Consider the following 22,844-nt stretch of genomic DNA (forward strand, 5'->3'; position numbering starts at 1 on the left):
TGGGCGCTGCCCGAAGGGCTGCTGCACGGCAACGACGACGCGGCCGTGTACGACTGGATGCGGCAAAGCGTGGTGGACCCGGTGCGCTACCAGCTGCGCCTGGACGCCGTGCGCGAGGCCGCGCTCATGCACGCCAGCGACCGGCTGCGCCTGCGCTCGGGCCAGGTCGTCGAGCGCGTGACGCAGCCGCAGTGGATGAACGGCCGCGCCATGGGGCGGGTGTACTCGTTTCGCGACCTGAGCGAGCGCATCGCCGCCGACCAGCGCATCGAGCGGCTGGCCAGCACCGACGCGCTCACCGGGCTGATGAACCGCGCGCAGTTCGGCGACGCGGTGGCGCGCGCCGTGGCGGCCGAGCCGCCGCGCCACGAGCCGTTCGCGGTGCTGGTGCTGGACCTGGACCACTTCAAGCATGTCAACGACAGCCTGGGCCACCACGGCGGCGACCGGGTGCTGTGCGAGATGCGCACGCGGCTGCAGCAGGGCGTGCGCGAGGGCGACATGGTGGCGCGGCTGGGCGGCGACCAGTTCGCGCTGCTGGTGCGCGGCTGCGACGCGCGCGGTGCGGAGCTGGCCGCGGCCCGCGTGCTGGAGGCCGTGGCGCGGCCGCTGACGCTCGAAGGCTCGGAGTTCACGCTGACGTGCAGCATCGGCATCGCGCTGCACCCGATGGACGGCGCCAGCGCCGACGAGCTGCTGCGCCATGCCGAGACGGCCATGCAGCGCGCCAAGGCCGGCGGGCGCTCGGCCTACCGGCTGCACCACCCGCTGCAGCCCTCGATCGATGCGCGCTCGCGCATCCGGCTGGACCACGCCATGCGGCTGGCGCTGGCCAGCCAGCGCTTCCGGCTCACCTACCAGCCCCAGTACGAGCTGTGCAATGGGCGCCTGGTGGGCGTGGAGGCGCTCATCCGCTGGCACGACCCCGAGCGCGGCGGCGACATCCCGCCGGCGGAGTTCATTCCCGTGGCCGAGGCCAGCGGCTTCATCGTCGCCATCGGCGAGTGGGTGCTGGCGCAGGCGGTGCAGCAGGCCGCGCGCTGGCACCGCCAGGGCTTGCCGCTGCCGGTGGCGGTCAACGTCTCGGCGCTGCAGTTCCAGCAGCCGTACTTCGTGGACCAGGTGCAGGCGGTGCTGGAGACGGCCGGGCTGCCGGCGCAGCTGCTGGAGCTCGAGCTCACCGAGAGCCTGCTGCTGCACGACGCGGAGGAGACGCTCTCGCGGCTGCAGGCGCTGGCGCGGCTGGGAGTGCGGCTGGCGGTGGACGACTTCGGCACCGGCTACTCCAGCCTGGCCTACCTGAAGCGTTTCCCCATCAACAAGCTCAAGATCGACCGCGGCTTCGTGCGCGGCCTGCCCGGCGACGACAGCGACGCGGCCATCGTGCGCGCCATCGTGCAGATGGCGCGGGCGCTGGAGCTGCGCGTCATCGCCGAGGGCGTGGAGACGGCGGCGCAGCGCGAGTTCCTGGCGCACGCCGGCTGCCACGAGGGGCAGGGCTACCTGTGGTCGCCGGCGCTCGAGGCCGAGCTGCTGCAGCAGCCGCCGCCGCCGGGCTGAATCCCGGGCCGCGCGGCGGCAGCGGCGTCTCCCCCGCACGGGGGTTCGACCTGGGCACGCACATTGCGAGGCCGCGCGCTTTCTCCCAGGATGGGACACCCCACTGCCCTGAAGCGCCCCATGCCGACGCTCGAAACCCTGGTCGAACGCAAGATCTCCACGCTGCAGCCGCCGCTGGCGGTGACGCTGCCCGGCGGGCGGCGGCTGGGCCCGCTGCAGGCCGGCGTGACGCTGGCGCTGCGCGACCTGCGCTCGCTGGCGCACCTGGCCACGGGCCAGATCGGCCGCGTGGCCGAGGACTACGTCGAGCACCGGCTGGACATCGGCGGCAGCCCGCGCGACGTGATGCGGCTGGCGGTGCAGCTCATCGCCGCCGACCCCACGCGCGGCGAGGCGCGCTCGCCGCTGGGAGCCTGGCGCGCGCTGCTCGACGCGGGCCGCGCGCTGGCGCGCCACACGCCCGAGGCCGACGCGCGCCAGGTGCAGTTCCACTACGACGTCTCCGACGACTTCTACGCGCTGTGGCTCGACCCCAGGCGCGTCTACTCCTGCGCCTATTTCCGCGACGCCGCCATGACGCTGGCGCAGGCGCAGGAGGCCAAGCTCGACCACATCTGCCGCAAGCTGCTGCTGCGCGAGGGCGAGCGCTTCCTGGACATCGGCGCGGGCTGGGGTGGGCTGCTGCTGTGGGCGGCCGAGCGCTACGGCGTGCGCGCCCACGGCATCACGCTGTCGAAGAACCAGCATGCCCACGTCAACCGGCTCATCGAGGAGAGGGGCCTGCGCGGGCGGGTGCGCATGGAGCTGCTGGACTACCGCGCGCTGCCCGAGGACGAGCCCTTCGACAAGATCGCCTCGGTGGGCATGTTCGAGCACGTGGGGCGCGCGCAGCTGCCGACCTACTTCGCCAAGATCCACCGCCTGCTCAAGCCCGGCGGGCTGCTCATGAACCACGGCATCACCGCCGGCGGCACGCGCAACCGCCAGCTCGGCGCGGGCATCGGCGACTTCATCCAGCGCTACATCTTTCCCGGCGGCGAGCTGCTGCACGTCTCTCACGTGCTGCGCGACATGGCCGACGCCGGGCTGGAGATGGTGGACACCGAGAACCTGCGCCCGCACTACGCGCGCACGCTGTGGGCCTGGTCGGACGCGCTGGAGGCCTGCCGTGCCCGGGCCGAAGCCGTGGCCGGCGAGCGCGTGGTGCGCGCCTACCGGCTGTACCTGGCCGGCAGCGCCGCGAGCTTCGAGCAGGGCTGGCTGTCGCTGCACCAGATGCTGGCCAGCCGCCCCAGCGGCGACACCGACGACGGGCCGATGCGCGGCGCACAATCGGCCTATCCCTTCAACCGCGACTACATGGCGAAGCGATGATCTACAAGTTCAAGTCCAAGGCGGCGGGCGACGTGGTGATGCTGGGTGTCAACGGCGACCACCTGCTGCGGATCATGGGCCGCGAGCCCTCGGCGCAGGGCATCTTCGAGGTCGAGCACATGCCGCGGCTGCGCGCGGCGCTGGAGCAGGCCGTGGCGGCGGAGGAGGCCGCGCGCGCGCAGGCCGAGGCTGAGGCCGCCGCCGAAGGCCGGCAGCTGCCGCCGCACGACGGCGTGGGCCTGCGCCAGCGCGTGTGGCCGCTGGTGGAGATGATGAAGCGCGCCGAGGCGGCGAACTACCCGATCGTCTGGGGCGTGTGAGCGGCGCGCCTGGAGGCCGCCGCTGCGGCCCTGCGCCCGGCCCGCGCCGCAACGCATTCCGCCGCGCACCCGGCCAATGAACCACTGATGAGAACGAATGAGGAGAGCGTCATGAAACTCTGGAGCGACAGCTGGGCCGATGGCGGGCGCATTCCCGAGCGCTTTGCCGCCGGGCGCATCGAGGGCGAGGGCGTGGGCTTCGCCGCCAACGTCAATCCGCACCTGGCCTGGAGCGGCGTGCCCGCGGGCACCTGCTCGCTGGCGCTGGTGTGCCACGACCCGGACGTGCCCAGCCGCGGCGACGACGTCAACCAGGCCGACCGCGAAGTCCCGGCCGAGCTGCCGCGCGTGGACTTCTTCCACTGGCTGCTGGTGGACCTGCCGCCCACGCTCACCGAGATCGGCGAGGGCCAGTTCAGCAGCGGCTTCACCGCGCGCGGCAAGCCCGGGCCGGCGGCGCCGCACGGCGCGCGCCAGGGCCTCAACGACTACACCGGCTGGTTCGCCGGCGACGCGCAAATGGCCGGCAACTACTTCGGGTATGACGGCCCCTTCCCGCCCTTCAACGACGCGCTGCTGCACCATTACGTGTTCACGCTCTACGCGCTGTCGGTGCCGCGCTTGGCGGTGGAGGGGGCCTTCACCGGTGCCCAGGTCCGCGCCGCACTGACTCCCCACGTGCTGGCCGAGGCCAGCTTCAGCGGCACCTACACGCTCAACCGGCGGCTGCTGGCGCAGCCCTGAAACCCGCCGCGCCTCCGTGCGCGCGCCGCCGCAAAGGAATTCCCCTGGACGCCACCCGCATCATTGCCATCCGCCACGGCGAGACCGACTGGAACGCCGACACGCGCATCCAGGGCCACACCGACATCCCGCTCAACGCCACGGGCCGCTGGCAGGCGCAGTGCCTGGCGCAGGCGCTGGCCGGGGAGGCGCTGGACGCGGTCTATGCCAGCGACCTGGGCCGGGCGCTGGAGACGGCCGCCGCCTTCGCGCAGGCCGCCGGGCTGCCGGTGCAGGCCGAGCCGGGGCTGCGCGAGCGCCGCTTCGGGCATTTCGAGGGGCTGCGCTTCGACGAGATCGAGCAGCGCTGGCCCGAGCAGAGCCAGCGCTGGCGCCGGCGCGACCCGGACTTCGGCCCCGAGGGCGGCGAGACGCTGCGCGAGTTCTACGAGCGCTGCGTGACCGTGGCCGGACAGCTTGCCGCGCGCCATGCCGGGCAGTGCATCGCGCTGGTGGCGCACGGCGGCGTGCTCGACTGCCTCTACCGCGCCGCGACGCGGCTGGACCTGCAGGCGCCGCGCACCTGGCAGGTCGGCAATGCCAGCGTCAACCGGCTGCTGCACACGCCGCAGGGCTTCATGCTGGTGGGCTGGAGCGACGACACGCACCTGGCGCGGCCGGCGCTCGACGAGTCAGCCGCCTGAGCAGGCGCTCCCGGCGCCCTTGCGCCGGCGCCGTTGCCGCCGTCCCGGTGGTTTTCCCGTCGCCCGCCTGGGGGACGCGCGGGCCGAGCCCGCTGCCGCGCCGCCACTGCCCTGGCCACACTGCGGCCATGGCGCAAGCAAATGTTTCCTTCCCTGGTTGCTGCCGTGCCGGTGCCGGCATGGGCTTCACGCTGGTGGAGATGGTGGTGGCCCTGGCCATCGCCGCGGTGGTGGCCGCCATGGCCTACCCGTCCTACATGTCGCAGCTGCGCAAGAGCCGGCGCGCCGACGCGGCGATCGCGCTGATGCAGGTGGAGCAGGCGCAGGAGCGCTGGCGCGGCGCCCATCCCGGCTACGCCCTGGAGCTGGGCGCGCCACCGCCGCTGGGCCTGGGCCTGGGCGCGGCCAGCGCCAGCGGCTACTACCTGCTGGCCGTCACCGCGGCCGACGCCACGGGCTACGCCGTCACGGCCACCGCCGTGCCGGGCTCAAGCCAGGCCGGCGATGCCGGCTGCACCACACTGGCCGTCACGGTGCGCCACGGCAACGCGCTGCGCACGCCGGCGCAGTGCTGGAGCCGCTGAAAGCCCGCGCGGGCCGGACGCCAGTTCGCGGGCTGGCTGCGCATCACGCCGGGCCCACCTCGCCCCGATGGGGGAGGCGGCATCCCCCTTCGGGGTGATTTCGCATGCAACCAAGAAATGGCCTGCAGCGGTATGCCGTTTTGTCGTGACATCCGTCACGCCCGTGGTGGCCGGGATGACAGGGTTTGTCCCTACAGGACATTCCCGCGGTTTTGATCCGCGACAGGTGACAGCGCGGCTGCAAGTGCCGACCATCCGGTTCCGTCTATTGAATCAAGTTCAGCAGATTGAACAACACCGCCTCCCTCGCCAGCCGTGCACGCCCGGGCACCGCGCATGCCGCGGCCGCTTCGCCGGCTGCCGCCGCCGTGCCGGCGCAGCCGGCGCTGGTGCCCGCCGTGGCCCGGGCGCTGACGCTGCTGGAGCGCATTGCGCAGGCGCGCACGCCGCTGACGCTGGCGCGGCTAGCGGCGGACCTGGGCTATCCCAAGAGCAGCGTGCACGGGCTGTGCAACACGCTGCTGAGCTTCGGCTACCTGCGCCGCCAGGCCGACGGTGCCTTTCTCATCGGCGCGCGCGTGATGGGGCTGGCCGAGGCGTTCGTGAGCGGCACGCAGGTCACCGACGAGTTCAACGCGCTGTGGCAGACCGCGCACGGCGGCGCGCACGACGAGACGATCATCCTGTCGGTGCTCAACGGCGCCGACGTGGTGTACGTGGCCGCGCGCCCGGGCCGGCGCCCGCTGGGCCTGGCCTTCAACGTGGGCATGCGGTTGCCTGCGCACCTGGCGGCCACGGGCAAGGCGATGCTGGCCTACCAGCCGGCCGGGCGGCTGGAGCAGATTTTCAAGTCGGAGCCTCTGGCGCGCATGTCGGGCAAGGGGCCGCTGACGCGCGCCGCGCTCAAGCGCGAGCTGCGCGCCACGCGCGAGCGCGGCTACAGCATCGACGACGAGGGCGTGCGCGAGGGCGTGTACTGCATGGGCGCGCCCGTCTTCGACGCCACGGGCCAGGCCGTGGCCGGCGTGGGCGTTTGCATCAACAAGAGCATGCTCGGCACCGACGGCGGTGCGCGGCACCTGCAGGTGGTGCTGGGCACGGCGCGCGAGCTCACGCAGCGGCTCGGTGGCGCGGTGCCGCCGGCTCCCCCGAGTGACAACGTCAGGCAAGGAGGCGGCGCATGAGCGGCGAATACATCCTGGAAACCCAGGACCTCACCCGCGAATTCAAGGGCTTTGTCGCGGTCAACAAGGTCAACCTGCGCGTCAAGCGCGGCACCATCCACGCCCTGATCGGGCCCAACGGCGCGGGCAAGACCACCTGCTTCAACCTGCTGACGAAGTTCCTGCAGCCCAGTTCCGGGCGCATCTTCTTCGAGGGCACCGACATCACGCGCGACGCGCCGGCGCAGGTGGCGCGCCGCGGCGTGATCCGCTCCTTCCAGATCTCGGCCGTGTTCCCGCACCTGACGGTGCTGGAGAACGTGCGCGTGGCGCTGCAGCGCAAGCAGATGGGGCCGTCGTTCCAGTTCTGGCGCTCGGAGCGGCGGCTGAACGTGCTCAACGACCGCGCGCTGGAGCTGCTGCACGCGGTGGACCTGCAGCGCTATGCCGAGCTGCCGGCGGTGGAGCTGAGCTACGGGCGCAAGCGCTCGCTGGAGATCGCCACCACGCTGGCCATGGAGCCGCGGCTGATGCTGCTCGACGAGCCCACGCAGGGCATGGGCATCGAGGACGTGGACCGCATCCGCCAGCTCATCAAGAAGGTGGCCGCGGACCGCACGGTGCTCATGGTCGAGCACAACATGAGCGTGGTGTCGAGCATTGCCGACACCATCACGGTGCTGCAGCGCGGCGCCGTGCTGGCCGAGGGGCCGTACGCGCAGGTGTCGGCCAACCCGGCGGTGGTGGAGGCCTACATGGGCAGCGCCAACGTCGAACTGCAGGGAGCGCACTGACTATGCAACGCACGCAAGCCGGCGACGTGGTCGCCACGCTGCCGCCCGCGGGCAGCAGCGACAGCCCGCTGCACCCCGCGGCTGCCAGTCCTGCCGCGGCCACCGCCCCGGGCGGCGCGCGCAAGCGCTTCCTGGAGGTGCGCGACCTGCACGCCTGGTACGGCGAGTCGCACGTGCTGCACGGCGTGGACTTCCACGTCGAGGAGGGCGAGGTGGTGACGCTGCTGGGGCGCAACGGCGCCGGGCGCACCAGCACGCTGCGCGCGATCATGGGCCTCACCGGCAGCCGCAAGGGATCGATCAAGGTGCACGGCAACGAAACGGTGTCGTTGCCTACGCATCGGATTGCCCGGCTCGGCGTGGGCTATTGTCCCGAGGAGCGCGGCATCTTCTCCAGCCTCTCCGCGCAGGAGAACCTGATGCTGCCGCCCGTGCTCTCGCCCGGCGGCATGAGCGTGGAGCAGATCTACGCGATGTTCCCCAACCTGCGCGAGCGCGCCTCCAGCCAAGGCACGCGGCTCTCCGGCGGCGAGCAGCAGATGCTGGCCGTGGCGCGCATCCTGCGCACCGGCGCGCGGCTGCTGCTGCTCGACGAGATCTCGGAAGGCCTGGCACCCGTGATCGTGCAAAAGCTCGCCGAGATGGTGCTGGCGTTGCGCCGCCAGGGCTACACCATCGTGATGGTGGAGCAGAACTTCCGCTTCGCCGCCCCGCTGGCCGACCGCTTCATGGTCATGGAGCACGGCCGCGTGATCGAGGAATTCACCCAGGCACAGCTGCCACAGCATGCGCAAAAGCTGCGCGAATACCTGGGCGTATGACCGTCCGAAGCGACCCTACCGACTGACGCGACAAGGAGACCCCGACATGAACAAGCTCAAGACCCTCGCCGCCGGCTGCACCGTTGCGCTGGCATCCATGGGCAGCGCCCATGCCCAGTTCTCGGGCGACGTGATCCGCATCGGCTTCATCACCGACATGGGCGGCCTGTACTCGGACATCGACGGCCAGGGCGGCGCCGAGGCCATCCGCATGGCCATTGCCGACATGGGCGGCGCCATCAACGGCAAGAAGATCGAGCTGCTCACCGCCGACCACCAGAACAAGGCCGACGTGGCCGCGGCCAAGGCGCGCGAGTGGTTCGACACCCAGGGCATGGACATGCTCATCGGCGGCACCAACTCCGGCACCAGCCTGGCCATGGCCAAGGTCGCTGCCGAGAAGAAGAAGCCCTTCATCGCCGTGGGCGCGGGCACCTCCGCGCTGACCAACGAGCAGTGCTCGCCCTACACCATCCACTGGGCCTACGACACGGTGGCGCTGGCCAAGGGCACCGGCGGCGCGGTGGTGCGCGCCGGCGGCAAGAGCTGGTACTTCCTCACCGCCGACTACGCCTTCGGCCAGGCGCTGCAGAACGACACCGCCAACGTCGTCAAGGCTGCCGGCGGCACGGTGGCCGGTTCGGTCAAGCACCCGCTGTCGGCCAGCGACTTCTCCAGCTTCCTGCTGCAGGCGCAGTCGAGCAAGGCGCAGATCCTGGGCCTGGCCAACGCCGGCGGCGACACCATCAACGCCATCAAGGCGGCCAACGAGTTCGGCATCACCAAGTCGATGAAGCTTGCGGGGCTGCTGATGTTCATCAACGACGTGCACTCGCTGGGCCTGAAGAACACGCAGGGCATGTACCTCACCGACAGCTGGTACTGGAACCGCGACGCCGAGACCCGCGCCTGGGGCCGCAAGTTCTTCGAGAAGGTCAAGCGCATGCCCTCGTCGCTGCAGGCCGGCGACTACTCGGTGGCGCTGAACTACCTGCAGGCCGTCAAGGCCGTGGGCAGCGACGACGGCGACAAGGTGATGGCGCAGCTCAAGAAGGCCAAGGTCAACGACATGTTTGCCAAGAACGGCTACGTGCGCGAGGACGGCCGCATGGTGCACGACATGTACCTCATGCAGGTCAAGACACCCGACCAGTCCAAGGAGCCCTGGGACTACTACAACGTGGTGGAGACCATCAAGGGCGACGCGGCCTTCACCACCAAGGCCGAGAGCAAGTGCGCGCTGTGGAAGCAGTGACACGCTGCTGACGTAGCGCCCCGAAGCGCGCGCCGCGCGGCCCCAGCGCAGCATCGCCGCCCCTGCGGCGCGCCGCTTTCACAGCCACTCCACACCGGAACTCGACCTCGTGGAAATCTTCGGCATACCGCACCAGGCCTTCCTGGGCCAGCTCATGCTGGGCCTGGTCAACGGCTCCTTCTACGCCATGCTCAGCCTGGGGCTGGCGGTGATCTTCGGCCTGCTGGGCATCGTCAACTTCGCGCATGGCGCGCTCTACATGATCGGCGCCTACGTGGCGTGGGCCGCGCTGGAGTACCTGGGGCTGAACTACTGGGTGGCGCTGCTGCTGGCGCCGCTGGTGGTGGGGGCGCTGGGCGTGGGCATCGAGCGCACGCTGCTCAAGCAGCTCTACAAGCTCGACCCGCTCTACGGGCTGCTGTTGACCTTCGGCCTGGCGCTCATCGCCGAAGGCCTGTTCCGCGAGCAGTTCGGCGTCTCCGGGCAGCAGTACCCGGTGCCGGACCTGCTGCAGGGCGCCACCAACCTCGGGTTCATGGTGCTGCCCAACTACCGCGCCTGGGTCATCGTCGCCTCGCTCGTGATCTGCCTGGGCACGTGGTTCCTGATCGAGAAGACGCCGCTGGGCGCGACGCTGCGCGCGGGCACCGAGAACCCGGCGCTGGTGCAGGCCTTCGGCATCAACGTGCCGGTGATGGTGATGCTCACCTATGCCGCGGGCGCCGGCCTGGCGGCGCTGGCCGGGGTGCTGGCCGCGCCGGTGATCCAGATCACGCCGCTGATGGGCAGCAACCTCATCATCGTCGTGTTCGCGGTGGTCGTCATCGGCGGCATGGGCTCGATCCTGGGCTCCATCCTCACCGGGCTGATGCTGGGGCTGGTGGAGGGCCTGACCAAGGTCTTCTACCCCGAGGCTTCCAGCATCGTCGTGTTCGTGATCATGGCCATCGTGCTGGTGCTGCGGCCCGCCGGCCTGTTCGGCAAGGAGAAATGATGCACGGGGCTTCTGCTGTCACCCTGCAGCGCCGCGCGCGGCTGCTGTGGCTGGTCGTGCTGGCGCTGCTGGTGGCCGCGCCTTTCATCGGGCTGTACCCGGTGTTCATGATGAAGGCGCTGTGCTTTGCCATCTTCGCCTGCGCCTTCAACCTGCTGCTGGGCTACACGGGGCTGCTGTCCTTCGGGCACGCGGCGTTCATGGGCTCGGCGGCCTACGCCACGGGCTGGCTGGTGCGCAGCGCCGGCTGGTCGCCGGAGCTGGGGCTGGTGGCGGGCACCGTCATCGCGGCGCTGATCGGGCTGGGCGTGGGGCTCATTGCCATCCGGCGCCAGGGCATCTACTTCGCCATGATCACGCTGGCCATGGCGCAGATGGTGTACTTCGTGTGCCTGCAGGCTCCCTTCACCGGCGGCGAGGACGGGCTGCAGGGCGTGCCGCGCGGCGATCTGTTTGGCTTCATCCCGCTGGCCGACGACGTGACGATGTACTTCCTGGTGCTGGCCGTCTTCGTGGCCGTGTACCTGGGCGTGATCCGCATCGTGCACTCGCCCTACGGGCAGGTGCTCAAGGCCATCCGCGAGAACGAGCCGCGCGCCGTCTCGCTGGGCTACGACGTGGACAAGTACAAGCTGCTGGCCTTCGTGCTGTCTACCGCCATCGCGGGCCTGGCCGGTGCGCTCAAGACGCTGGTGCTGGGCTTCGCCACGCTGTCGGACGTGCACTGGTCGCTCTCGGGCGAGGTGGTGCTGATGACGCTGCTGGGCGGCATGGGCACCTTCGCCGGGCCGGTGCTGGGCGCCTTCACCATCGTCGGGCTGCAGAACTTCCTGGCCGATCGCGTCGGCTCGTGGGTGACGGTGATCATCGGCGCCATCTTCGTGGTGTGCGTGGTCGCCTTCCGCCGCGGCTTCGTCGGCGAGCTGCTGGCCTGGCAGCAGCGGCGGCGCAAGGCCGCCTGACGCGGCCTTGTGCCGCAGTGCCCGGGCTCTCCCCGGGCATCCGCCTTGCCTCCGGGACTGTGCGGCGGCCACCGGCAGGGGCCGCCGCTTCCCTACCAGCACGGAGGTGACCATGGCGGCTCAGAGAATGACCAAGACGCAGGTGCCCGTGTCCTTCGGCGCCTTCAAACCCGTGGGGCACGTGGTGGTGGCCTTCCCGGACGACGAGTCGGCGCAGCAGGCCGCGCGCGCGCTGCGCAACCTGGGCTTCGGTCCGGAGGACATCCTGTTCTACACCGGCGAGGAAAACGGCCGCGAGATGCGCGAGCTGCTCGAAGGCGTCAGCGGCACGGCCGAGTTCGGCCACGAGGTGGTGCTCATGCGCCGTTACCTGGAGCTGGCCCAGGAGGGCTGCGGCTGGCTCATCGTGTTCGCGCCCGAGGACGAGCAGGCGCTGCGCGTGAGCGAGGTGGCACACCAGCACGGCGCGCGCGTGGCCGAGCGCTACCACCGCCTGGTGGTGGAGGACATGCTCTGAGGCGACGGCGCTTGCGCGTCGCCGCCGCAGGGTTTCAGCTCTCGAACAGGTCGCCGGCGCCGGCCTTGGGTGCCACGCCCAGGTGCCGGTAGGCGGCCAGCGTGGCGATGCGCCCGCGCGGCGTGCGCTGCAGGTAGCCCTGCTGGATGAGGTAGGGCTCGATCACGTCCTCGATCGTGCCGCTTTCCTCGCCGATGGCCGCGGCCACGTTGTCCAGCCCGACCGGGCCGCCGTCGAAGCGGTGCACCACCGCCTCCAGCAGCTTGCGGTCCATGAGGTCGAAGCCCTGCGGATCGACGTCGAGCATGGCCAGCGCCGCCGCGGCGATGGCGCCGCCGATGCTGCCGTCGCCCTTGACGTCGGCATAGTCGCGCACGCGGCGCAGCAGCCGGTTGGCGATGCGCGGCGTGCCGCGCGAGCGCCGCGCGATCTCCATGGCGCCGGCGGCGTCGATGGGCGCCTGCAGCAGCCCCGCCGAGCGCGTGACGATGCGCGCCAGTTCCTCGGGTGTGTAGAACTCCAGCCGCGCCACGATGCCGAAGCGGTCGCGCAACGGGTTGGTAAGCATGCCGGCGCGGGTGGTGGCGCCCACGAGCGTAAAGGGCTGCAGGTCGAGCTTGATCGAGCGCGCCGCCGGCCCCTCGCCGATCATGATGTCGATCTGGTAGTCCTCCAGCGCCGGGTAAAGGATCTCCTCGACCACCGGCGAGAGGCGGTGGATCTCGTCGATGAACAGCACGTCGTGCCGCTCCAGGCTGGTGAGGATGGCGGCGAGGTCCTTGGGCTTCTCCAGCACCGGCCCCGAGGTCTGGCGCAGGTTGACGCCCAACTCCGTGGCGATGATGTGCGACAGCGTCGTCTTGCCCAGCCCCGGCGGGCCGAACAGCAGCACGTGGTCCAGTGCCTCGCGCCGCTTGCGCGCCGCACCGATGAAAATCTCCAGCTGTTCGCGCGCCTTGGCCTGGCCCACGTACTCGCGCAGGCCCTTGGGGCGCAGCGCCTTCTCGAAGGCTTCCTCGTTGGGCGAGCCCGGCGCGGCGCTGACGACGCGCCGCGCCGGGCCGGCCGCGAATTCGTCCGTCTGTATGCTCATACAGGCATTATCGGCCGCCGTTGCCTGACCACCCTGACTGAGGTTCGATCCATGAAACGTTCGATTCCGCGCCGCGGCCTGCTGGCCGCCGCCCTGCTGCTGAGCGGTGCCGCTGCCTGGGCCGACGGTGCCATCCAGGCCCGCGACGGCTGGGCCCGCCCGACGGTAGCCGGCCAGCCTGTCGGCGCGGGCTACCTGAAGCTGCACAACACCGGCGCCACGCCCGACCGGCTGCTCGGCGCCAGCACCGGCGCCGCCGAGCGCGTGGAACTGCACAACATGTTCATGTCCGGCGACGTGATGCGCATGCGCCAGGTCGAGGCCATCGACGTGCCCGCCGGGGCGACGGTGGAGCTGGGCCCCGGCGGCCTGCACCTGATGCTCATGGGGCTGAAGGCGCCGCTGACGGCCGGCCAGCGGCTGCCGCTGGTGCTGCGCTTCGAGAAGGCGGGCGAGGTGAAGACCGAGCTGCAGGTAGGCCAGCGCGCCGCGGCCGCCGGTGCCTCCGCGCCCTCGCACCAGCACGGGCATGGCCACGAGCGCGGCCACAAGCACTGACCCTGCGCCGCGCGCACCACCGCGGCGGCGCGCGCCGCGATGTCAGCGCGACAGCGCCTTGAGCGCGAGCTTGATGCCCTCGCTCACGCCCACGTCGGCCGGCAGCGCCTTGAGCGCCGACGTGGCGTCCTTTTCCGCATAGCCCAGTGCGATGAGCGCCTGCACGATGTCGGCCTGCGCGTCGCTGGCCACGGTGGCGGGCTGGCCCAGGTCGGGGCCGAGCTTGCCCTTGAGCTCCAGCAGCAGCCGCTCGGCGGTCTTCTTGCCGATGCCCGGCACTTTCACCAGCCTCGCGCCCTGCTGCAGGCTCACCGCCTGCGCCAGCTCCGCCACGCTCAGGCCCGAGAGCAGCGACAGCGCCATGCGCGGGCCGACGCCGCTGATGCGGATGAGCTGCCGGAACGTGGCGCGCTCCTCGGCCGTGAGGAAGCCGAAGAGCTGATGCGCGTCCTCGCGCACCACCATGTGCGTCAGCAGCGTGACGCGCTCGCCCAGCGCGGGCAACTGGTAGAAGGTGCTCATCGGCACGTCCACCTCGTAGCCGACGCCGCCGACGTCGAGCATCACCAGCGGCGGTGACTTCTCGACCAGTTGGCCCTGCAGCCGGCCGATCATGGGCGGCCTCCGCGCGGGCAGCGGACATGAAAAAGCGGCGCCGGTGCGCCGCTCACGTGGGAAATGGAAAGGATTTTTCTGCTCATCGACTCCGGCCGAACAGCCCCAGCCGCTGCGCTTCCAGCGCTGCCTCGGCCCGGGAGCTGACATTCAGCTTCCTGTAGATCTGTTTCACGTAGTCAGCAATTGTGTGCCGCGACAGGTTCAGCTGGACACCGATTTCGGGCAGCGTGAAGCCCTTGGCCACGCGCAGCAGCACTTCGCTTTCGCGCTCGGTGAGCTGCACATGCGGCATCAGCGGCGCCTGCGGCTTGGCCTGCGCGGCGAAGTAGGCAATGACGCGCCGCGCGATCGAGGGCGACAGCGGCGGCTCGCCCTGGCTGATGCGCTGCAGCTGCTCGGTGATGAGCTCGCGCGGCTGTTCCTTGAGGATGTAGCCATAGGCGCCGGCCTGCAGCGCGGGGAAGAGGTGCTCGTCGTCGTCGTGGATCGTCACCACCACCGACTGCGCCTCGGGCTGCTGTTCGCGCAGCGCCGTCACCACGTCCACGCCCGAGCCGTCGGGCAGGCCCAGGTCCACCAGCGCCAGGTCGAAGCGCAGCGCCGACACCAGGCCCAGCGCATCGTGCACGCGCGCGCTCTCGGAGATTTCGGCGTTGGGGAACACTTCCATCACCAGGCTCTTGAGCCAGGTTCGGATCTGCGGCAGGTCTTCCAGAAGCAGGATGTTCTTCACAGGGCCTCCACTGAACACGGGTTGTGTGTGTAGTTCATGGTAACAGTGGCCCTAAAAAGGGGCACCCGGGCGAGGGCCCGCGTTCGAAGGGAAGCGAGTTGCCGGGCACTTGCGGTTTGTCACGCCGGTACGGCATGGCGCTCCAGCGGCAGTGTCAGCCGGATGACGGTGCCGTAGCCGGGCCCGGATTCCACCAGGCACTGGCCCTGCAGTTGCTTGGCGCGGTGCTTCATGCTGGACATGCCGTGGCCGCGGTCAAGCCGGCCGTCGAGCTCCATGGGGATGCCGCGGCCGTTGTCCTGGATGGCGAGCTGGAAGTCGCCGCCGTCGATCTGGCAGGTGACGGTGCAGTGCGTGGCGCCGCTGTGCTTGATGATGTTGTTGACCGCCTCGCGCAGGATGCGCGTGGTCTGCACGTAGGCGCGCGCCGACAGCGTCTGCGGCATGTCGTCGGTGGGCGCCACCCAGCTGGCCTCGATGCCGGTCTGCGACAGCCGGCTCATGGCCTCGGCGCGCCAGTCGCCCAGTGCGTCGATGAGCCGCACCGGGCGCCCGGTGAGGCCGCGCACTGACAGCCGCATTTCCTCCAGCGCCTCGCGCGCCAGGGTGGAGATGCGCTCGTTGTCGCTTGTGTGCACGATGGTCAGCAGCTTGGCGCCCAGGTCGTCGTGCAGGTCGGCGGCGATGCGCTTCCTCTCGCGCTCGGTGACCTGCTCGATGCGCAGCTCGGTGAGCTGCGCGAAGTTGCGTTCGATCTCCTCGGTGGCCTCGCGCACGCGTGCTTCCAGCACGCGGCGGTCGGCTTCGGCGTCCTGCAGCGCGCGGCCGTGCTGCTGCACCAGGCGCAGTCCCATGCCGATGAAGGTCAGCGGCAGCGACAGGTGCACCAGCGCCAGGAAATCCGAGCCCGGCGGCTCCAGCAGCGCCAGCAGCTGCACCGCCACCAGCGCCGCGGTGCCGGCGATGAGCACGGCCGTGGCCCAGCCATGCGTGCCGCGGCGGCGCCAGGCGCGGCGCAGGAAGCGCGCCAGCGCCACGATCACTTCCAGCGCCAGCAGCGTGGCCCAGGCATTGGCCAGCAGGTGCACGCGGTCCGGCCCGCCCAGCAGCAGGCTTGCCGGCACCAGCACGCATTGCAGCGCCAGCAGCAGGCCCACGCGCGGCGTGCGCTGCCCGGCGCGGCGCAGCAGGAACTGCACCGCCGCCAGCGTCACCACGGGCATCAGCGCCGCCAGCGCGAGCTCGGCCTGGAAGCTCGTGAGCGGCAGGTCGCGCCAGCCCAGCCGCGAGGTCAGCAGCGCCGAGCCCACGGCCAGGATGCCGAAATAGGCCAGGTGGCTCTGGCGACGGTTGAGCCAGCCCAGCACGCACATGAAACCGCCCAGCAGCAGCAGGCTGCCGCTGAGCACCAGCGGCAGCGTGCCGTTGAGCGCGAGATGGCGCTCCTGCACGGCTGCCAGCGCGGCGTGCGGACCCAGCTCCAGTGCCGACAGCCCGGCCGAGCGCAGCCGCGAGCCCACGCGCTGCAGCGGCTGGCCCGCGACCTTGATGTCGAGCTCGTTGCCCTTGGGACGCAGCAGCGCCGCGGGCAGCGTCACGAGTTGCGCGTGGTGGCAGTTGCGCGTCATGGGCTCGCGCATGCGCCCGGCCGCGTGCACGCGCTGGCCGTTGAGCTGCACCTCCAGGTTGCTGCAGGCGCGCTCGACGTAGAGGGCCAGCAGCTCGCCGCCGTCCCGCGGCGCCGGCGCGTCGAAGCGCACGCGGTACCACACCGGCCCGGCGTATCCCGGGCGTGAGTCGTTCCAGTCGTCGGGCAGCGCCACCGTGCGCGCGGGTGCGCCGGCCGGGAAGGTGGCTTCGTCGCCTTCGGCGCTGAGCGCCGCGTCGATGCGCAGCACCTGCGCGCCTCGGGCCGTGGCGGACAGCGCCAGCATCAGGAACAGCAGCGTCAGGAGGCGACGCAGCAGCGCGCCGGAGTGCGGAAGGGCCATGGCGGACGATTGTGCAGGAGCACATCGCCAAGACCGCCCGGCGTGTGCGGGACTGCGGCGCGGCGACAATGCCCGCCCTGTTTTCCGTTTGAGAGCCGAGGCCGACTTGATCCTGCGCCACGCCTTCATCCCGCTCGACAACGAGCGCCTGTCGCACCTGTGCGGCGCCACGGACGAGCACCTGCGCATCATCGAGGACGCGCTGGGCGTCAAGCTGTCGCGCCGCAACGAGTCCTTCCGCATCGAGGGCCCCAAGCGCGAGGCCGAGCGCGCCGCGGCGCTGCTGCAGCGCCTGTACGAGCGCGCCAGCCGGCCGATCCCGGCCGAGGCGCTGCAATTGGCGCTGGCCGAGGCCACCAGCGACAACCCGCCCGCTACCGGCGAGGGCACGCCGCCCGGCGACGAGGTGGTGCTGCACACCCGGCGCGCCGACCTGCAGGGCCGCACGCCCAACCAGATGCAGTACCTGCGCCACATCCTGTCGCACGACATCACCTTCGGGCTGGGCCCGGCCGGCACGGGCAAGACCTTCCTGGCCGTGGCCTGCGCGGTGGATGCGCTCGAGCGCAGCCAGGTGCAGCGCATCATCCTCACGCGCCCGGCAGTGGAGGCCGGCGAGCGGCTGGGCTTCCTGCCCGGCGACCTGACGCAGAAGGTCGATCCCTACCTGCGCCCGCTCTACGACGCGCTCTACGACCTGATGGGGTTTGATCGCGTCACCAAGGCCTTCGAGCGCGCCACGCTGGAGATCGCGCCGCTGGCCTTCATGCGCGGGCGCACGCTCAACCATGCCTTCGTGATCCTGGACGAGGCGCAGAACACCACCCCTGAGCAGATGAAGATGTTCCTGACCCGCATCGGCTTCGGCAGCAAGTGCGTGGTCACCGGCGACACCAGCCAGATCGACCTGCCCAAGGGCATGACCAGCGGCCTGGTGGACGCCGAGCGCGTGCTGCAGCGCGTGCGCGGCATCGCCATGACGCGCTTCACCGCCGCCGACGTGGTGCGCCATCCGCTGGTGGCGCGCATCGTGCAGGCCTACGAGGCCGCCGACGCCCGCGGGGAGCGCTGAGCCATGGCCGCCGCTGCCGCCACGCTGCCCGAGCTGAGCCTGTCGCTGCAGTTCGCCGACAAGGCGCACCGCGCCCAGCTGCCGCGCCACAAGGTGCGGCGCTGGATCCGCGCCGCGCTCGATGAGTTGCCCGCCGAGATCACGGTGCGCATCGTCGGCGAGGAGGAGGGCCGCACGCTCAACCGCGAGTTCCGCGGCAAGGACTACGCCACCAACGTGCTGACCTTCGACTACGCGCACGAGCCGGTGGTGGTTGCCGACCTGGTGCTGTGCGCCCCGGTGGTCGAGCGCGAGGCCGCCGACATGAAGCTGCCGCTGGCCGATCACTACGCGCACCTGCTGGTGCACGGCACGCTGCACGCGCAGGGCTTCGACCACGAGGACGACGAAGAGGCCCAGGAGATGGAGGCGCTGGAGACGCGCATCCTGCTCGGCCTGGGGCTGCACGACCCCTACGCCCGCGACTGAAGCGCCTTCTCGCGCCGCCGGTGCTTTCGGCGCGTCAGCGCCGCGTCGTGCCCAGGTAGCGCTTGCGCCAGAAGAACCAGCCCAGGCCCACGCCCAGTGTTGCCATCAGCCCGATGGCGACCCACACGCCGCGGCCGGAGTGAATCAGCGGCAGGGCGTCGAAGTTCATGCCGAAGAAGCCCGTGATCAGGTTCAGCGGCAGGAAGATGGCGGTGAGCACGGTGAGCGTGCGCATGATGTCGTTGGTGCGGTGGCCGAGGGCCGAGAAGTGCATCTGCACCGCCGTCTCGGCCGACTGCTCCAGGCGCCGCACGTGCGCCAGCACGCGCTCGATGTGCTCCTGCACGTCGCGCGAGCGCACGCGCAGCAGCTCGAACTCGCGCGCCGACTGCTCGCCGCTGGGCAGGGGCTGCTCCTCCAGGCCGTCGATCCATTCCTGCACTGCGGCGCGCTGGTCCTCGCAGGTGTCCTCGAGCAGGTGCAGCGCGTTGCGCGCGTCGAGGAGCACCTGCCAGTCGTGGAAGCGGCTGTGCGGGTGCAGCAGCGCCTGCTGCAGCGCGCCGAGCTGGCGCGTGAGCAGCCGGCGCAGGTCCAGGTAGCTGTCCACCATGTGGTTGACCATGCGCAGCATCAGGTCCGCCGGCGTGGCCGGCAGGCGCGGGCCGCCGCGCTCGCGCGCCGCGCCCGGGGCGGTCAGGCGGCGCTCGAAATAGCTGCGCACCGGGCAGCGCGGCGGATGCACCGTGACCAGCACCCGGTCGTAGATGGCGAAGCCGACCGGGCTGGTGTCCACCAGCGTCGGTGCGGGCGGCGCCGGATGTGCGGTGGTTGCGGCGCCCGGGGCCGTGTCGGTCGCGTTGCCGCTACCGATGCCGGGCGCGGCCCCGTTCGACCCGTTGGCCGCGGCGTCACGTGCAGGCGCGGACGCGGTCAGGCGCCGGAACACCAGCAGGTCGTACCAGGAGGTGTAGTCGAAGTGGCTGGGCAGCTGCGCGTTGAGCAGGTCGGAGACATGCAGGTCCACCAGCGCGCCGCAGTCCCAGCGCTGCAGCGCGGACTGCAGCGCGGGCACCGCGGCCTCGAAGGCCGGGCGCTCGCAGCCGATCCAGAGGAAGCCCTCCAGCGGCAGCTCGGTGGGCAGCGTCTCCAGCGCCACCGCGCCGTCGGCGCCGACGTAGAGGACGTGCATTCAGCGATTCGACGGCTGTGCTCAGCGCGCGCGCAGCAGCCGCGCGGCGTCCAGCGCGAAGTAGGTCAGCACGCCGTCGGCGCCGGCGCGGCGGAAGGCCAGCAGCGACTCCATCATCACCGCGTCGTGGTCGAGCCAGCCATTGGCCGCGGCGGCCTTGAGCATGGCGTACTCGCCGCTGACCTGGTAGGCGAAGGTGGGCACGCGGAACTCGTCCTTCACGCGGCGGACGATGTCGAGATACGGCATGCCGGGCTTGACCATGACCATGTCGGCGCCCTCGGCGATGTCCAGCGCCACCTCGCGCAGCGCCTCGTCGCTGTTGCCCGGGTCCATCTGGTAGACCTTCTTGTCGGCCTTGCCCAGGTTGCCGGCGCTGCCCACGGCGTCACGGAAGGGGCCGTAGAAGGCGCTGGCGTACTTGGCGCTGTAGGCCATGATCCGGGTGTGGACGTGGTTGGCCTCCTCCAGCGCTGTGCGGATGGCGCCGATGCGCCCGTCCATCATGTCGCTGGGGGCGACGATGTCCACGCCGGCCTCGGCCTGCGCCAGCGCCTGCTGCTTGAGCACGGTCACGGTGGCGTCGTTGAGGATGTACCCGGTCTCGTCGAGCAGCCCGTCCTGGCCGTGGCTGGTGTAGGGATCCAGCGCCACGTCGGTGAGGATGCCCAGCTGGGGAAAGCGCTTCTTCAGCTCGCGCACCGCGCGCGGCACCAGGCCGTCGGGGTTGGCGGCCTCGCGGCCGTCGGGCGTCTTGAGCGAGGCGTCGATCACCGGGAACAGCGCCATCACCGGCACGCCCAGGCTCACGCACTGCTCGGCCACGGCGTAGAGGCGGTCCAGGCTCAGGCGCTGCACGCCGGGCATGCTGGCCACGTCCTCGGCGCGGTTGGCGCCGTCGAGCACGAACACCGGCAGGATCAGGTCATGGGCGCCGAGGCGGTGCTCGCGCACCAGGGCCCGGGTGAAGTCGTCGCGGCGCAGCCGGCGCGGCCGGCTGGCGGGGAAGGGAGGCAGGATGTGCACGGCGGGGGCGTCCTCGGCTGATTCGGGCGTGGGGCGCGGGAACCGGCGCACAGCCGCGTGGCGATGAAAGGCGCGTAAGCCCTCGTGACCGGCCCGCATTGGGCAGGCATGCGCCTGCTAGACTGGAAGTCGAATGATAGCCGCGAGGCGTCATTCCCTGCTTTTCCTCCCTGAGCAGGTGCCTTGTCGTCATGACAGCGCAAGGCTTGCGGCCCCGGGCATGTCCCGGGGCTTTCTTTTTTGGGCCGTCGCGTCCGGGCAGCCCGGCTGCATCACGGCAAGCCCGGCGACGGGGCTGCCGATAATGGCCGCATGAGTTCCACGTACCTGTGGGCCAAGGCCCTGCACATCGTCTTCGTGGCCAGCTGGTTTGCCGGCCTGTTCTACCTGCCGCGGCTGTTCGTGAACCTGGCCATGGTGCCGGCGGACTCGCATGCCGAGCGCGAGCGGCTGCTGCTGATGGCGCGCAAGCTCTACCGCTTCAGCGGCGTGCTGATGCTGCCGGCGCTGGGCCTGGGCCTGTGGCTGTGGCTGGGCGTGGGCATCGGGCGCGGCGCGGGCAATGGTTGGTTGCACGCGAAACTGGCCCTGGTGCTGGGCGTGATCGGCTACCACCATGCCTGCCGCGGCATGCTGCGGCGCTTCGAGCAGTCGGCCAACCAGCGCAGCCACCGCTGGTACCGCGTCTTCAACGAGGTCTCGGTGCTGCTGTTCGCCGCCATCGTGATCCTGGTGGTGGTCAAGCCCTTCTGAAGCGCGAAGGCCGGCGCCGTGGCAGTACCGGAGGTGCCTTTGAAGGACGGGCCCGTGGGGCCGGCGCGCCGGCGCAGCTCGGCCGCGGTGCCGCTGGCGGCGGCCTTTGCGCTGCTGATCGTCTACGCCTCGCTCTACCCGTTCAGCGGCTGGCGCTGGCCGCCGGGGCGATCGCTGGAGTCGCTGCTGGCGCTGCCCTGGGCGCAGTACCACATCGCCTTCGACATCTGGGCCAACTTCATCGGCTACGTGCCACTGGGCGCGCTGCTCTACGGCGCGGCGGTGCGCAGCGGCGGGCACTGGGGCTGGGCGCTGCCGCTGGCGGCGCTGCTGCCGGGGGCGATGTCGTATGCGCTGGAGCTGACCCAGAACTTCCTGCCCGAGCGCGTGCCCAGCCGCGAGGACTGGCTGCTCAATGGCGGCGGCGGCATCGTCGGCGCGCTGGCGGGCGCGGCGCTGCAGGCGCTGGGCGCGCTGCGGGTGTGGCAGGCGCTGCGCGACCGCTGGTTCCTGCCGGCCAGCGCCGGGGCGCTGACGCTGCTGCTGCTGTGGCCGCTGGGGCTGCTGTTCCCGGCGCCGGTGCCGCTGGGCCTGGGCCAGTGCTGGGACGAGTTGCGCGAGCTGGCGCGCCTGGCCTTCGAGGACACGCCCTGGGCCGCCGCGGCCGAGTCCTGGCTGCAGCCCTCGGTGGCCAGGCCGGCGTCGCTGTCGCGCCCGACCGAGATGCTGGCCATCGCGCTGGGGCTGCTCGCGCCGTGCCTGGTGGCCTTTGCGGCAATGCGCTCGCGCGCGCGCCGCGCCGTGCTCACGCTGGCCATGCTGGCGGTGGCGCTGGCGGTGAGCACGCTGTCCACGGCGCTGAACTTCGGCCCCCAGCACGCGCTGGCCTGGCTCACGCCGGCCACGCTGCCGGGCCTGGCGCTGGGGCTGGCGGCCGCGCTGGCGTGTTGCCTGATGCCGCCGCGGCTGGCCGCCGCGGTCGGGCTGATGGTAATCACGGCGCTGGTGGCGCTGGTGGCGCAGGCGCCCGACGACGCCTACTACGCGCAAAGCCTGCAGGCCTGGTCGCAGGGCCGCTTCATCCGCTTCAACGGCTTGGCGCGCTGGCTGGGCTGGCTCTGGCCCTATGCCGCGGCGGCCTGGCTGCTGGGCCGCGTGGGCGCGCGGGGCCAGCGCCAGTCCGGCTGATCCGGGCATGTCCGCAGCGCGTTTGTAAGCAAAAACCCGTCCCTACAATCCCGGGGATGAGCTACTACAAGCACCACATCTTCTTCTGCCTGAACGCGCGGGAGAACGGGGAAGCGGCCTGTGCGCAGCATGACGCGCAGGGAGCCTTCGACCATTGCAAGGCGCGCGTCAAGGCGGCCGGGCTGGCCGGCCCGGGCGGGGTGCGCGTGAACAAGTCCGGCTGCCTGGACCGCTGCGCCGGCGGCCCGGTGGCGGTGGTCTACCCGGAAGCCACCTGGTACACCTTCGTGGACAAGGAGGACATCGACGAGATCGTCGAGTCGCACCTGAAGAACGGGCGCGTGGTCGAGCGCCTGGTGCTGCCGCCGGACGTGGGCCGCTGAC

Annotated in this window: 25 protein-coding genes; 19 read left to right on the plus strand and 6 right to left on the minus strand. The window is 71.3% G+C overall.

Annotated elements, in window-relative coordinates:
- From FJ694_RS29435 to FJ694_RS29495, 13 genes are all read left to right on the plus strand, one after another.
- A partial coding sequence (locus FJ694_RS29435; protein WP_157271100.1) for a putative bifunctional diguanylate cyclase/phosphodiesterase occupies window positions 1-1,560 on the plus strand: 1,560 nt, incomplete at its 5' end.
- A gap of 120 nt (window positions 1,561-1,680) precedes the next feature.
- Complete coding sequence (locus FJ694_RS29440) at window positions 1,681-2,934, plus strand: class I SAM-dependent methyltransferase (RefSeq protein ID WP_157271101.1); 1,254 nt, start codon at window positions 1,681-1,683, stop codon at window positions 2,932-2,934.
- Window positions 2,931-3,254 carry a DUF1840 domain-containing protein gene (locus tag FJ694_RS29445; RefSeq protein ID WP_157271102.1) on the plus strand — a complete coding sequence of 108 codons (324 nt, stop codon included), beginning with the start codon at window positions 2,931-2,933 and terminating at the stop codon, window positions 3,252-3,254. Before FJ694_RS29440 ends, FJ694_RS29445 begins: the two co-directional genes overlap by 4 nt.
- A gap of 111 nt (window positions 3,255-3,365) precedes the next feature.
- A complete protein-coding gene (locus FJ694_RS29450) occupies window positions 3,366-3,998 on the plus strand; it encodes a YbhB/YbcL family Raf kinase inhibitor-like protein (RefSeq protein ID WP_157271103.1) in 633 nt (210 codons plus the stop codon).
- 44 nt (window positions 3,999-4,042) lie between these two features.
- Window positions 4,043-4,681, plus strand: coding sequence for a histidine phosphatase family protein (locus tag FJ694_RS29455; RefSeq protein ID WP_157271134.1), 639 nt, complete (start codon window positions 4,043-4,045; stop codon window positions 4,679-4,681).
- A 179-nt stretch (window positions 4,682-4,860) separates the two neighbouring features.
- A complete protein-coding gene (locus FJ694_RS29460) occupies window positions 4,861-5,265 on the plus strand; it encodes a type IV pilin protein (protein ID WP_157271104.1) in 405 nt (134 codons plus the stop codon).
- 287 nt (window positions 5,266-5,552) lie between these two features.
- The gene (locus tag FJ694_RS29465; protein ID WP_232540280.1) at window positions 5,553-6,449 is read left to right on the plus strand and encodes an IclR family transcriptional regulator; all 897 of its coding nucleotides are present in this window, start codon (window positions 5,553-5,555) and stop codon (window positions 6,447-6,449) included.
- Window positions 6,446-7,222, plus strand: a complete 777-nt coding sequence (locus tag FJ694_RS29470) for an ABC transporter ATP-binding protein (RefSeq protein WP_157271105.1) — start codon at window positions 6,446-6,448, stop codon at window positions 7,220-7,222. Before FJ694_RS29465 ends, FJ694_RS29470 begins: the two co-directional genes overlap by 4 nt.
- Before the next feature lie 2 nt (window positions 7,223-7,224).
- Window positions 7,225-8,043, plus strand: coding sequence for an ABC transporter ATP-binding protein (locus tag FJ694_RS29475; protein ID WP_157271106.1), 819 nt, complete (start codon window positions 7,225-7,227; stop codon window positions 8,041-8,043).
- Window positions 8,044-8,089: 46 nt separating this feature from the next.
- Window positions 8,090-9,298 carry an ABC transporter substrate-binding protein gene (locus tag FJ694_RS29480; RefSeq protein ID WP_157271107.1) on the plus strand — a complete coding sequence of 403 codons (1,209 nt, stop codon included), beginning with the start codon at window positions 8,090-8,092 and terminating at the stop codon, window positions 9,296-9,298.
- Window positions 9,299-9,407: 109 nt separating this feature from the next.
- A complete protein-coding gene (locus FJ694_RS29485) occupies window positions 9,408-10,292 on the plus strand; it encodes a branched-chain amino acid ABC transporter permease (protein WP_232540281.1) in 885 nt (294 codons plus the stop codon).
- On the plus strand, window positions 10,292-11,254 hold the full coding sequence (locus tag FJ694_RS29490) for a branched-chain amino acid ABC transporter permease (RefSeq protein WP_157271108.1): 963 nt from the start codon (window positions 10,292-10,294) through the stop codon (window positions 11,252-11,254). Before FJ694_RS29485 ends, FJ694_RS29490 begins: the two co-directional genes overlap by 1 nt.
- Window positions 11,255-11,366: 112 nt before the next feature.
- The gene (locus FJ694_RS29495) at window positions 11,367-11,771 is read left to right on the plus strand and encodes a hypothetical protein (protein WP_157271109.1); all 405 of its coding nucleotides are present in this window, start codon (window positions 11,367-11,369) and stop codon (window positions 11,769-11,771) included.
- A 34-nt stretch (window positions 11,772-11,805) separates the two neighbouring features.
- Here the strand turns inward: FJ694_RS29495 and ruvB are convergent, their stop codons facing one another.
- Entirely contained in the window at window positions 11,806-12,864 is a 1,059-nt protein-coding gene (ruvB, locus tag FJ694_RS29500) for a Holliday junction branch migration DNA helicase RuvB (RefSeq protein WP_157271110.1), read from the minus strand.
- Between the two features lie 51 nt (window positions 12,865-12,915).
- Between ruvB and FJ694_RS29505 the strand changes: the two genes are divergently transcribed.
- Window positions 12,916-13,422: a copper chaperone PCu(A)C gene (locus tag FJ694_RS29505; protein ID WP_157271111.1), complete on the plus strand. Its 507-nt coding sequence runs from the start codon at window positions 12,916-12,918 to the stop codon at window positions 13,420-13,422.
- Window positions 13,423-13,464: 42 nt separating this feature from the next.
- Here the strand turns inward: FJ694_RS29505 and ruvA are convergent, their stop codons facing one another.
- From ruvA to FJ694_RS29520, 3 genes are all read right to left on the minus strand, one after another.
- Window positions 13,465-14,037, minus strand: a complete 573-nt coding sequence (ruvA, locus tag FJ694_RS29510; protein ID WP_157271112.1) for a Holliday junction branch migration protein RuvA — start codon at window positions 14,035-14,037, stop codon at window positions 13,465-13,467.
- A gap of 82 nt (window positions 14,038-14,119) precedes the next feature.
- On the minus strand, window positions 14,120-14,773 hold the full coding sequence (locus FJ694_RS29515) for a response regulator (protein ID WP_028996861.1): 654 nt from the start codon (window positions 14,771-14,773) through the stop codon (window positions 14,120-14,122).
- A gap of 119 nt (window positions 14,774-14,892) precedes the next feature.
- The gene (locus tag FJ694_RS29520; protein ID WP_157271113.1) at window positions 14,893-16,764 is read right to left on the minus strand and encodes a sensor histidine kinase; all 1,872 of its coding nucleotides are present in this window, start codon (window positions 16,762-16,764) and stop codon (window positions 14,893-14,895) included.
- A 106-nt stretch (window positions 16,765-16,870) separates the two neighbouring features.
- Here FJ694_RS29520 and FJ694_RS29525 point away from each other — a divergent pair, with 106 nt between their 5' ends.
- Together FJ694_RS29525 and ybeY are read left to right on the plus strand one after the other, a co-directional pair.
- Complete coding sequence (locus FJ694_RS29525) at window positions 16,871-17,836, plus strand: PhoH family protein (RefSeq protein ID WP_157271114.1); 966 nt, start codon at window positions 16,871-16,873, stop codon at window positions 17,834-17,836.
- 3 nt (window positions 17,837-17,839) lie between these two features.
- Window positions 17,840-18,304 (plus strand): rRNA maturation RNase YbeY, encoded by a 465-nt coding sequence (gene ybeY, locus FJ694_RS29530; protein ID WP_157271115.1) that lies wholly within the window; start codon window positions 17,840-17,842, stop codon window positions 18,302-18,304.
- 34 nt (window positions 18,305-18,338) lie between these two features.
- Here ybeY and FJ694_RS29535 read toward each other — a convergent pair whose 3' ends face one another.
- Complete coding sequence (locus FJ694_RS29535) at window positions 18,339-19,493, minus strand: magnesium transporter CorA family protein (RefSeq protein WP_157271116.1); 1,155 nt, start codon at window positions 19,491-19,493, stop codon at window positions 18,339-18,341.
- Window positions 19,494-19,514: 21 nt separating this feature from the next.
- A complete protein-coding gene (hemB, locus tag FJ694_RS29540; protein ID WP_232540282.1) occupies window positions 19,515-20,519 on the minus strand; it encodes a porphobilinogen synthase in 1,005 nt (334 codons plus the stop codon).
- Between the two features lie 312 nt (window positions 20,520-20,831).
- Here hemB and FJ694_RS29545 point away from each other — a divergent pair, with 312 nt between their 5' ends.
- The 3 genes from FJ694_RS29545 to FJ694_RS29555 are packed head-to-tail and all read left to right on the plus strand — an operon-like array spanning window position 20,832 to window position 22,843.
- Entirely contained in the window at window positions 20,832-21,272 is a 441-nt protein-coding gene (locus FJ694_RS29545; RefSeq protein WP_157271118.1) for a CopD family protein, read from the plus strand.
- A 33-nt stretch (window positions 21,273-21,305) separates the two neighbouring features.
- Window positions 21,306-22,460: a VanZ family protein gene (locus tag FJ694_RS29550; RefSeq protein ID WP_232540283.1), complete on the plus strand. Its 1,155-nt coding sequence runs from the start codon at window positions 21,306-21,308 to the stop codon at window positions 22,458-22,460.
- Between the two features lie 56 nt (window positions 22,461-22,516).
- Complete coding sequence (locus FJ694_RS29555; protein ID WP_157271119.1) at window positions 22,517-22,843, plus strand: (2Fe-2S) ferredoxin domain-containing protein; 327 nt, start codon at window positions 22,517-22,519, stop codon at window positions 22,841-22,843.
- Window position 22,844: the final 1 nt, after the last annotated feature.

This window comes from Azohydromonas aeria, from assembly GCF_009760915.1.
Taxonomy (GTDB): domain Bacteria; phylum Pseudomonadota; class Gammaproteobacteria; order Burkholderiales; family Burkholderiaceae_C; genus Azohydromonas; species Azohydromonas aeria.

Excerpts from the sequence above, each read along its gene's own strand:
- ruvA (WP_157271112.1), bottom strand. The coding sequence starts at position 14,037 with ATGATCGGCCGGCTGCAGGGCCAACTGGTCGAGAAGTCACCGCCGCTG.
- FJ694_RS29440 (WP_157271101.1), top strand. The coding sequence starts at position 1,681 with ATGCCGACGCTCGAAACCCTGGTCGAACGCAAGATCTCCACGCTGCAG.
- FJ694_RS29490 (WP_157271108.1), top strand. The coding sequence starts at position 10,292 with ATGCACGGGGCTTCTGCTGTCACCCTGCAGCGCCGCGCGCGGCTGCTG.
- ruvB (WP_157271110.1), bottom strand. The coding sequence starts at position 12,864 with ATGAGCATACAGACGGACGAATTCGCGGCCGGCCCGGCGCGGCGCGTC.
- FJ694_RS29555 (WP_157271119.1), top strand. The coding sequence starts at position 22,517 with ATGAGCTACTACAAGCACCACATCTTCTTCTGCCTGAACGCGCGGGAG.
- ybeY (WP_157271115.1), top strand. The coding sequence starts at position 17,840 with ATGGCCGCCGCTGCCGCCACGCTGCCCGAGCTGAGCCTGTCGCTGCAG.
- FJ694_RS29545 (WP_157271118.1), top strand. The coding sequence starts at position 20,832 with ATGAGTTCCACGTACCTGTGGGCCAAGGCCCTGCACATCGTCTTCGTG.
- FJ694_RS29520 (WP_157271113.1), bottom strand. The coding sequence starts at position 16,764 with ATGGCCCTTCCGCACTCCGGCGCGCTGCTGCGTCGCCTCCTGACGCTG.
- FJ694_RS29475 (WP_157271106.1), top strand. The coding sequence starts at position 7,225 with ATGCAACGCACGCAAGCCGGCGACGTGGTCGCCACGCTGCCGCCCGCG.
- FJ694_RS29535 (WP_157271116.1), bottom strand. The coding sequence starts at position 19,493 with ATGCACGTCCTCTACGTCGGCGCCGACGGCGCGGTGGCGCTGGAGACG.
- FJ694_RS29505 (WP_157271111.1), top strand. The coding sequence starts at position 12,916 with ATGAAACGTTCGATTCCGCGCCGCGGCCTGCTGGCCGCCGCCCTGCTG.
- FJ694_RS29445 (WP_157271102.1), top strand. The coding sequence starts at position 2,931 with ATGATCTACAAGTTCAAGTCCAAGGCGGCGGGCGACGTGGTGATGCTG.
- FJ694_RS29480 (WP_157271107.1), top strand. The coding sequence starts at position 8,090 with ATGAACAAGCTCAAGACCCTCGCCGCCGGCTGCACCGTTGCGCTGGCA.
- FJ694_RS29470 (WP_157271105.1), top strand. The coding sequence starts at position 6,446 with ATGAGCGGCGAATACATCCTGGAAACCCAGGACCTCACCCGCGAATTC.
- FJ694_RS29460 (WP_157271104.1), top strand. The coding sequence starts at position 4,861 with ATGGGCTTCACGCTGGTGGAGATGGTGGTGGCCCTGGCCATCGCCGCG.
- FJ694_RS29450 (WP_157271103.1), top strand. The coding sequence starts at position 3,366 with ATGAAACTCTGGAGCGACAGCTGGGCCGATGGCGGGCGCATTCCCGAG.
- FJ694_RS29495 (WP_157271109.1), top strand. The coding sequence starts at position 11,367 with ATGGCGGCTCAGAGAATGACCAAGACGCAGGTGCCCGTGTCCTTCGGC.